The 7,566-nt window shown below is 33.6% G+C and carries 6 protein-coding genes and 1 pseudogene; all 7 read right to left on the bottom strand.

Annotated elements, in window-relative coordinates; genetic code table 11:
* Positions 1 to 428 precede the first annotated feature (428 nt).
* Positions 429 to 602 (bottom strand): hypothetical protein, encoded by a 174-nt coding sequence (locus tag CV944_RS17530; RefSeq protein WP_198518532.1) that lies wholly within the window; start codon positions 600 to 602, stop codon positions 429 to 431.
* Positions 599 to 2,257 (bottom strand): ABC transporter ATP-binding protein, encoded by a 1,659-nt coding sequence (locus tag CV944_RS15940; protein WP_100660151.1) that lies wholly within the window; start codon positions 2,255 to 2,257, stop codon positions 599 to 601. The genes CV944_RS17530 and CV944_RS15940 overlap by 4 nt, the downstream gene beginning before the upstream one ends.
* A gap of 663 nt (positions 2,258 to 2,920) precedes the next feature.
* Entirely contained in the window at positions 2,921 to 3,799 is an 879-nt protein-coding gene (locus tag CV944_RS15950) for an ABC transporter ATP-binding protein (RefSeq protein ID WP_060475562.1), read from the bottom strand.
* 45 nt (positions 3,800 to 3,844) lie between these two features.
* On the bottom strand, positions 3,845 to 5,068 hold the full coding sequence (locus tag CV944_RS15955; RefSeq protein ID WP_060475561.1) for a radical SAM protein: 1,224 nt from the start codon (positions 5,066 to 5,068) through the stop codon (positions 3,845 to 3,847).
* 32 nt (positions 5,069 to 5,100) lie between these two features.
* Positions 5,101 to 6,474: a radical SAM protein gene (locus CV944_RS15960; RefSeq protein WP_100664516.1), complete on the bottom strand. Its 1,374-nt coding sequence runs from the start codon at positions 6,472 to 6,474 to the stop codon at positions 5,101 to 5,103.
* Positions 6,475 to 6,574: 100 nt separating this feature from the next.
* Positions 6,575 to 6,721 (bottom strand): huazacin family RiPP peptide, encoded by a 147-nt coding sequence (locus tag CV944_RS17915; RefSeq protein WP_156779978.1) that lies wholly within the window; start codon positions 6,719 to 6,721, stop codon positions 6,575 to 6,577.
* 529 nt (positions 6,722 to 7,250) lie between these two features.
* Positions 7,251 to 7,566: pseudogene (locus CV944_RS15965) on the bottom strand (transposase); the annotation flags it as partial.

Here is a 7,566-nt window from a genome sequence, read left to right on the forward strand (position 1 = left end):
TCACCCCTGAACAACGAAGGATTCTGCAGGGGTTGGGGCTGGATGAGAGCATTTACGTGTAACGTCATACGGAACGACCAGCGATGGTAAAAAAAGGATAGCCATCGCTCGTCGTGTTGGTCAAAAAGTTATTCTGAAAAACTAAATAAAAAATCCTTTGTTTTGACCTTGTTAGGGTGCGAAATGTGAGATATCACCCAAGCCATTGCCTGGTTTGTGGACTACATCCATGAGCGCCCGGAGGAAGTGCTGCAACTCCTAGCAGGATGGTGAAAAATGACCGATTTCGCCGAACCCGTTGTTTTCGGCTAAAAGAGAAGCGTTGATGTTACAGGACTTCTCCATTTGAGAAGAGAGTCAGTTTTCCGTGGCTTTTCAATAAATCACCAGTTTTCTAGGGGGTACAGCGTAATCGGAAAGTTAACTTTTCAAGGTGCATCTATATACATCCATTTGCTTATCCATGCCAATGCCAATAATATGATAATAATAGTGATTATTTTGATGGAAAGACCCTTTATATCTATTTTTTTATTTTTTATTTGGAAAAACAAAATAAACAAAGAAATAATTAAAAGCAAAATATAAATAATTTTACTCATGAGATTCCCTCCCTGTCGTAAACAATGTCAGCTTTTCCATCATTTAATACAATTTTCTTGTTCACAAGATACATTAATTCATCAGTGTGACTAATAAACAAACAAATTTTGTCATGAAGTAAATCCAGCAAAATGTTTTGAAAAGCTTCTTTTGCGTTTTGATCCATATTCGATGTAGCTTCATCAAATATTAAGACATCAACATCCTTCATAAATATTCTTGCAAAAGCGATTTGCTGAATTTGTCCTTTGGACAAGTTTTTCCCATTATCAATAATTTTTTTATTTAAATCCAAACCATTCAAAAAGCCATATTCAAGAAGTCTATCTAATCTTCTTTGAAATTCTTTTTCAGACAACACCCGATTTCCAATCCGAATATTTTCCTTTACACTTCCTTCGAATAGATAGATATTTTGCGGAACAATCCCAATTTTGGATCTTAAACTATTTATATCTAACTCTCTCAGTTCATAATCATTAATGGTGATATTCCCAGAATAATTTTTATAAAAACCCAATAAAAGTTTGGCTATAGTAGTTTTACCAGATCCATTTTTTCCGATAAATGCTATCCGATCTCCAGAATATAGATCAAAACAGATATTATTAAGAATGCTTTCATTCGATGTATCGTATTTAAATGATACATTTTCAAATTTTACAAACTTGATGTAATCTATTTTTTTACCTGTGCTTTCCTCTATGTTCTCTGTGTTATTAGAGGATAACATGCTGTTAATTCTTGAAATAGCAGCAATAGCAGGTTGTATACTTAACTTAAAACTCTGTAACATAATTAAGGGAGAGTATATCATGCCAACATATTGGGTCATGGACACATAATCTCCTATAGTCAGCTTTTTATTGGTTATGAAAAAACCAATTATACCTATAATGAGCGTCTGAACCACCAAAACCATCACGTTTAGCATTTGGGAACTTTTACTGGCAGTTTTGCTTTGATGAATTGTCTTCAATGCTAATTGGTTGACTTCTTTTGTAATAGACTGATTCATGTGTTCTTCCTCGTTTAGTTCTTTTAATGCAATTATCCCTTCTAATGCAGAATGTATTTTGTTATTCGTATTTGCAGTAGCTTCAAGCATTTCTCTAGAGTATCTGTTTAAGGATGTGATAGAAGTGTTAGAAATAATATAAACCACTGGAATGAACGATACACATGCAACGAATATTTCAATGCTTTTGGACAATATGTACATTAAAGCGCCTATCATTGATATTGTGCTGGAAAGAAAGTTAAAAACAGTTGGAGTAAATATCGATGATAAAGAATTCACTTCGTTCAATCTTGATAAGATATAAGCTGTTGATTGTTTATCAAAAAATGATACAGGCATTTTTAATATCTTCTGAATGATTTCGTTCTTGACGTTGGCTATAATCTTAGCAGACGTTGCAGATATTAAATAATCACTAAAATGATTTAAAACACCTCTTCCAATATATGCCCCTATTAGAATAGATGAGTAAACAGCAATGTTAAAAACATTGTTTTTCATAATTCCTTCATCAAAAACCATTTGTGATAATATAGGAATGATGTTGCTAAGGAAAGAGATGAATAGGGTGAGCAATACTAGAATAACAACATTTTTTAAGCTTTTTTTTAAATAGAACTTTAATACTTTCAATTTCCTTCCTCACCTCCATAACCAAGAGGTTACATCGTTAAAAATTTTTCATTCGATATTTTCTTTAAAAGAAAATGGAGCGTGATTACAAGGAAAAGCAATATACCAATAATGGTTCCAATAATCTTGTATTGATGTATATTCGTAAAGGTTAATACATAAAACATCGCTCCAAACATAGAAGTAACTTTTAATATGACAATATTATCAACCAGAAACATGACGACGCATAACACTATTCCAAAGAGCAAGTTAATAAACGGCAATAATAATAAAGACAGCAAGTATTGAGAAGGGATCTGAATCCCCAGGTACAACTGATATCCATAGAATAGAAACGAATACATGCTGCTAAGGATTGTTGCGATAAAAACAGAAAAAAGTACCTTGACAATTAATATCTTCTGTATAGAAAAAATTTGCAACATTTTCTCATATACTCGATTTTGTTTATCTGTCTTAATGGATTCAAAAAGTATTTGTAACAGAAAAATAATCGATGTCGTTCCTAAAATGAGATTAAATTTAATATGAATAGGGATAGAATTTAATCCATAGATGAAGTACAACACTAGAACAAATTCAATTGCGATTAGAAGCAACATCTTTTGCATTTTCTTCTTCAGAAAAAGATATTCTTTCCACAATAGAGCCTTCATTCCGTCAACCTTCTTTCTTATTCAAACGTAAGTAAATATCTTCAAGTATTGCTTCATTTTCTAAAACATCACGTATTTCTATATTCAAATGGATTAATTTTAATAAAACATCGTTCAATTTATAAATTTGTTTATCTAAAATCACCTCATGATCTTTCACCAGAACATTTGGAAATTCTTCTTTAATTAGAATTGATTGTTGTTGATTGATTTTTGAGATGGTTCGTATTCTGACAAGAGAGGATTGAAAATCAGATTTTAATTTATTCAGTTCCTCTTTCACTTTTATCGTTCCATCAACAATCATAACAATTCGATTACACATATGTTCAATGTCATCAAAATTATGAGATGTAATGACAATGCAACTTTCCTTAGGATATTCCTGTATAAATTTCTTTATTAAAGATCGATTTTCTACATCCAAATTTACTGTAGGTTCATCCAAAATAAGAAGTTTGGGGGAATGAATAATAGAGCAAGCAAAAGCAAGTTTTTGTTTCATTCCAGAAGAAAGCAAAGACACCTTTTTGTCTGCCATCTTATCCATGTTTAGCCTATCTATCAGTTCCTCCACTACATGGATAGGGGATTGATAAGTTTGAGACCAAAATATGAGATTTTCTCTCACTGTAAACTCTTCTATAATCCCTTTGGTAGAAGGCAAATACCCAATTTCGTGATTGGATATGTTTCTATTGATTTTCCCAGATGTTGGAGTATACAATCCCAAGATTATTCTTAATAAAGTGGTTTTCCCAGAACCAATTCCCCCAATAATGCCCACACGATCCCCTTGGTGTAACGACAAGTTGATATCTTTTAGTATGTAATTTTTATTATCAAATGATTTAGCAATATTGTGCAGTTCAATATAATTCAATTGTTTCCCTCCTACATTCTACTTCTTGGCTTTTAATTATCCTTATTATAACCCCGTATAAGAACAAAGAGATTTTTGGGTTAAACTGTTAGAAAAAGCAACCTCTGCGGCTCTGCAATCCATACACATTCGTTTAAATTCGCAAGTACCACAAGGTTCAATATTTTCCAATGAAAGCTTCCAATATTTCAGGACTTCTTCTTTTCTGTCAAATAAATCAAGCAGACTGTTATGTTCTTTAAGATCCATCAGCACTTCCGATTCTAATCTTGGACACGGAACCACTTTTTTATCGGAAGTGATTGCTAAGCTGCCTGTTAAACAAGGATGATATATTCCAAGATAAGAAAAGCTGTTAATGTCGCACCCAAATGTCGGCAACTCTTCATGATATAAAATGGATTCTTCTTTTCCGTTTATAACTATGCTAGGAATGATATTGGCTATTCCTAATTCACTTAGTTGTTGTTTTAAACAATTTAATTTTTTTACATTATTCCTGCTTGTTACTACATTGAATATGATCTGATTGACATGTTCTTTGAAGTAATGAGAAATCTCTTCTATCGTTTTCAAATCGATACTATCTGTTGTATAATCAAATAAAATGATTGGAACGATATTAAATTGGATTAAAAAGTCGGCTCTTTCTTCATTTAACATTTCCCCATTGGTAAGCAAATATAATTTTTGATTGGAAAGTTTTAATATAGAACTGAACTGAAGAATTTCCTTGGTAACACCCCAATTGGTTAAAGGATCTCCTCCATGAAAATAAATATTTGAAAATCCTAAAGAAATAATGTCTCTTACGAGGTTGTAATAGAAACCTAAATCTCTGTTGCTTAAAACATAGTTATTGGCAACCTTCTTACATGCAAAGCACCCATTAATTTTCGGACTATAACAATGACTGCAGTTTTTGGGACAACTGCAGGGAAGCTCTATGAAACAATTTAATAAAGGAATATTTTCGTCTAATTGCAAGGCTTTCAAACTTCCCTTTCTATATGGCTCTCTTGGAACAAAAGTGTCACCGTATTCTCCAATTTTTTTCTCTGTTAATAAATTTAAAAGGTTTTCTACATTCTTAGCTCCATGCGTTTCTTTTAGTTTAGATATTCTCTCTCCCCTAGATATTCCTCTTAAAATTAGGCTTTCTTTTGACTGCAGATGATATATAGTGTTATTTTTAAAATCGTATAAGGTAGTGCCCAATTTTCCATTTATAGGCACACAATGTGGGTATAAATTAAAATATTCTTTCACCTTTTTCTTCTCCTTTCTATGTAATTTATGTATTATCTTTCTAAGATGTTGCCCAAATTGACGTTTTTCTCCATAAGGGTATAGGCAAGTTCAAATATTCTTTGCTTTTCTTCAATTAATTTTTGACAAGGCTTCATCTGTTTTCTGTTAAATTCTCCTTGAGCTGTTAGAAGGACTCGATAGCATGTTGGGCAAAATCTTTGTATAGGGCAATTAATACAGCCTGGACCGACGTGTTTGTTATATCTGTCAAGAGTTTCTGTTATTTTTTCGAAATCTATCCATTTTTTTGTGGTTCCTATAGGCATTTTATCATTTACCTTTTCGCAACTATGCAATATTCCTTTAGTGTCTACGGCAATTTTTGTGCCTGGCACACATGTGCCTGTAAAAGGCAAAAAAGAAGGTCTTAACTCTTGTATGGATACGTTTAGAGGTCTATTTATTACTTCATATAATGGAAGAGCAAAAAGCAATCTTAGCACTGGATCGAGTTTTTCTCCATTCATGACTTTTTTGATAAATATTTGTTTTAATTCTTCCAATTGTTTCTTAAAGTTGTTTTTCTGATCATCTGAATATTGGTCGTACCAATCTGTACATACATCGGATACCTGCAAAAGCATAGTCAATTTGTTTTTTACTAGTTCATTCGTGGAGTAAAATTCTCGAAGTTTATGCAAATCCGTTCCTACATCATAAACCCCTATTATTTGACAGTTCGTTCTATAGTAATCGGGATATTTAGTTTTTATATAGCGTATTTTTTCCATAACGTCATCAAACGTACCTTTGTTGTTGGCATAAACTCTCATTCTATCATTTTCTTCCTTATACCCATTTAAACTAATAGATAGAAGAAAATTGTTGTGTACCAAAAATTCTATTTTTTCTTCATCTAATAAGGTAGCATTGGTTGTCATATTAAAATAAATTTTCCCGTTGTATATTTGCTTAGAGTAAGTAACAATTTCTTTGATCAGTGTATAATTTAATAAAGGTTCCCCACCGTAAAAACCAATTATAGGTATCAAAAACGGCTTCTTTTTCTTTATATTAGAAATACTAGATAAATACTTAAATACAGCTTCTTTAGCGATGGAAGAGTCCATTTTAAAGGAATTATGTGTCCTGCTGTTTTCATAGTTTCCTGAGTACACGCAGTATTTGCATCTTAGATTGCAATTTTCCGTTACAATCAGTATTAATTGTCTAAATCCGTTTTCATGAATAAATTTTTCTATTTCTTCCCTGTTCGCTGCTTTAAACTCATAACGTTGCTCACCAAACACTACTCTCTTATTAGGAACATTATCTACAACACTTACATTCCCTGTCGTATCATCATAAAAATAAGAATTATTCATTGTGCTAAAGTAAAAACCTCTTTTTTCCAAAGTACTCATCCTTTCATAAATATTTTGGAAAAGTCATCCTATCATTAAGGATGACTTTTCCAATATTCACCGCCTTAATCCACTTGCCTATCTCAACTAAGAAGATTTTTTATGAATCATATCCACTAGCATATCCTGATGTTGTTCCTACTGCATCCATAATTGGGCTAGTAGTGTCAATTGCGCAAACTCCTAGGCAAGGTGCAGCACATTTGAGAGCGCACATCCAGACGCCATCAGGCTTTACTTCTTTCATTTTATCACCCCTTCCTTAAATTCTATTAAATTCCTATCCTTTGTTAAAAGGGTAGGATTTACAAGTATATATTAACAAGTTATTGTTAAATTGGAAATAAAGAATACTCTTTTTTAACAAAATATACAAAAATTATGTATTTTTGTATATTCCTGAATCCGTGATAAAGACGCGTTCAAAGCTGCCAAGAAAACTGGATCAATCAACAAAATATTGCACTCGGGGTTCTTCACCTAATAGGTGAACATTGGGTTTCCCAGCATTTTTGATACACTTCTGTCACGGATTCAGGATATTGTCAAACTTTATATAGTGAATATAGTTTTTGGATATTCACCACAAGTTGTACTTGATCATTCAAGATCGGTGTGCATAGAGAAAATAGAGGATACAGAAAATGCGAATTTTCCTGTATGGTAAAGGTAACCAATCCCAACCATTGGAGGAAAATTCGCATGTATTCTCAGTTTATCAAAGAACTCATCGACTTACTAGAAGGCCGGTGAATTAATGGGGAATAGACTTCATCAGGATCCCGGTCGGCTGTCGGTGACTCGGTCTGTTCATCTTCCCGGGCGGTGCGGGCGAGGTAGTCCTCCAACGTTTCCACCGGAGCGAGCTTGACTTCCCGCAAGCTGTGGATCGAAGCATTCGCCCGCACTTGGGTGCCATCGGCCGCCGCATGCACATCCGGCGAGACCAGCCCCGCCGCGATGCACGGATCCACCACGCAGGTCATCAGCCGATCAAAGATTCCATGTTGGCGCCAGCGTTTCCGTGTTTTGACGAGCGTCGTTCGATCCGGCAGTGTGGGGTGATGAGGATCCGGATGGAGCACGGATTCA

Source organism: Geobacillus sp. WSUCF-018B (assembly GCF_002809985.1).
Taxonomy (GTDB): Bacteria; Bacillota; Bacilli; order Bacillales; family Anoxybacillaceae; genus Geobacillus; species Geobacillus thermophilus.